The sequence below is a fragment of the Williamsia muralis genome, assembly GCF_051487485.1.
Classification (GTDB): Bacteria; Actinomycetota; Actinomycetes; order Mycobacteriales; family Mycobacteriaceae; genus Williamsia; species Williamsia muralis_B.
The window spans coordinates 1-2,471 of sequence record NZ_JAHVCV010000025.1 but is presented as its reverse complement, the minus strand read 5'-3'; the positions used below and the strand labels follow the sequence as shown (position 1 = coordinate 2,471).

2 protein-coding genes are annotated in these 2,471 nt (G+C 59.7%); both read right to left on the bottom strand.

From position 1 onward, the window contains the following. Positions 1 to 77 precede the first annotated feature (77 nt). Complete coding sequence (locus KXR83_RS26710) at positions 78 to 806, bottom strand: nucleoside-diphosphate sugar epimerase/dehydratase (RefSeq protein ID WP_437427225.1); 729 nt, start codon at positions 804 to 806, stop codon at positions 78 to 80. A 900-nt stretch (positions 807 to 1,706) separates the two neighbouring features. Beyond that, a partial coding sequence (locus KXR83_RS26705) for a dTDP-glucose 4,6-dehydratase (RefSeq protein ID WP_437427224.1) occupies positions 1,707 to 2,471 on the bottom strand: 765 nt, incomplete at its 5' end.

Genomic DNA, 2,471 nt, shown 5'->3' with positions numbered 1-2,471 from the left:
GCGATTCCTATCGCCTGCGAGACCACCACGCCCGATCAGAAAACCACCGCACCGCCGCCGGAACCATCCGCCGGCCGCTACAGTAGACCCACCTCACGGGTGGGGAATTTCGATGAGCACCACTGGGGAATTTTCCTGAGCCCCGTCATGGCGTTGCCTTCTACCGATATTGGTCGATGTTCGGTTCCCGGAGGTACACAGATCCCAACGACCTCGTAGCCGAGGCCTGGGTTACGTCCGAGGTGCTGGATGAACGGAACGGCCGAGTTCTGACCACCCACAACCAAGACTTGACTGAGGTTGCGACGTCGCAGGCGACTGCGGTGCAGCGCTTTGCGCCAACCCCACCGAGATAGCAGCAAACCAATGGTCCCGAGCGGTAGTGCGATTGCGATGAACCCACGGGCAACGCTCAGACGGAAGGCAAGGTCAACGATGGCCAGGAGACCGAAGACTATGAAGCATGCGTTGAGCACTCGGCTGTACTCGGTCGGTCCATCGCCCACGATCCGCCGGTCACTGCTCTGGGTTGCACGGAGTGCGAGTGTCCACCCGGCAAAAAGACAGAATGTCAACGCGAAGTACTTCCACGACATCCCTGCCCCAATAGTCTCTGCGCTGCCGAACCTGATCAGCTGCGCGGTCAGCACCGCTGCGGCAACGATAAGGGCGTCAGTCCATCGCACCCTCGTCACGTATTTGCTGGCCCAGCGATCCTCGCGGGGCTTGACCACCGGAGCCGACCGGGATTTGGCCGGGGCCGCTGGCCCCCACGGGGTGGACACCGACCCTTGGCGTCTGGACATGAGGGACCTCTCCTGGCACCGCGAGTACTACCGGCATTCCGCCAGTGCTCATGACTTTGCATAACGAAAAGCTGTTGGGAGATTTCAATTACGCCGTCTTCCAGACGTATAAATCTTCGGGCTTTCATTGCGTGACCAGAACGTTACTGCACTTGTCGCAACTTCGCGTAGCTAGAGTTACAGCCCGTGGGCGTAGGGGCCCCGCACTCGGCGCACCGACTGTGATGACGATTGCGATCGGGCCGTCACTCGGCCACTTTCGGCTGGCAACTTTCCAGCTTGTGTTGCCGATCGTGACTACATCGTTCAGACGACCATGGTCGATATCTGTGCAGTTCAGAGTCATTACACTACTCCAACCACGCCGAGGAGAGATTAGCCCGGCGACAGCCGGGGCAACCACCAAGTGTCCAATTTGGAGGTGATCGAAATCACTTAAAAGCGGCACCGGCGTCGATAAAACGACATAATGTCTATTGAGCGTTAGGATCAAAGATTTAACTTCTGCGTAACATAGACCCGTGATGCGACGTTAGGCAGACTTGGCGGTTAGCGTCGCCCTATGGCCACCCTTGGGTCACAGAAAGAACCCCCGAGCCTGAATGAGGGTTCGGGAGATGACAATCCTTGGGATCTGCAATTTCACGTTGTCAGACTCTTGCTTTTTCCGGATCGCGTGTGACTCCGGCGCACCGTTCCGCAACTTCAGTCAATTAGGCCGGATTAATTCAGCCGCGGCGTAGCTCCACGTCTCCGTTTGCGGGCGACCGAGCCGACAGTTTGTCGATCCCCGTGTGTCCTATCGATCGATGCTCGAGTTGTCGAGCGCAAGCCTTGACGGCTGGGGCTCACGACGGTGCCAGTCTGCTCGGGCTCAGTCCCCGGGGCACAGTGCGCGCGCTAACCCACCATGCGTTCGGTGGTGGCGTACTTGCTCTCGGTCGCCTCTTTGAGGGGCTGCCACCAATCGGTGTTGTCGCGGTACCACGCCACCGTGTCGGCGAGCCCGGACCGGAAGTCGGTGAACCTGGGCTGCCAGCCCAGTTCGGTGCGCAGACGGGTGGAGTCGATGGCGTAGCGCATGTCGTGGCCGGGCCGGTCGGTCACGAAGTCGAATGCGTCTTTGGGCTGGTCGAGTAGTTCGAGGATCGTCTCGATGACGGTGCGGTTGTCGGCTTCACCGTCGGCGCCGATGAGGTAGGTCTCGCCGATCTGCCCCTTGTCGATGATGGTCCACACCGCGTCGTTGTGGTCGTTGACGTGGATCCAGTCCCGCACGTTGGCGCCCTGCCCGTAGAGCTTGGGGCGAATCCCGCTGAGCACGTTGGTGATCTGGCGAGGGATGAACTTCTCGATGTGCTGATACGGACCATAGTTGTTCGAACAGTTGGAGATGGTGGCCTGCACTCCGAACGAGCGCACCCAGGCCCGGACCAGGAGGTCGCTGCCTGCTTTGGTCGACGAATAGGGGCTCGACGGGTTGTAGGGCGTTTGCTCGGTGAAGCGTCCGGGATCATCGAGTTCGAGATCGCCGTACACCTCGTCGGTGCTGATGTGGTGGTAGCGCACGTCATGCGCACGTACCGCTTCGAGTATCGAGAATGTGCCGACGAGATTGGTGTGAACAAAACTCGAGGGGTCGGCCAATGAATTGTCATTGTGCGA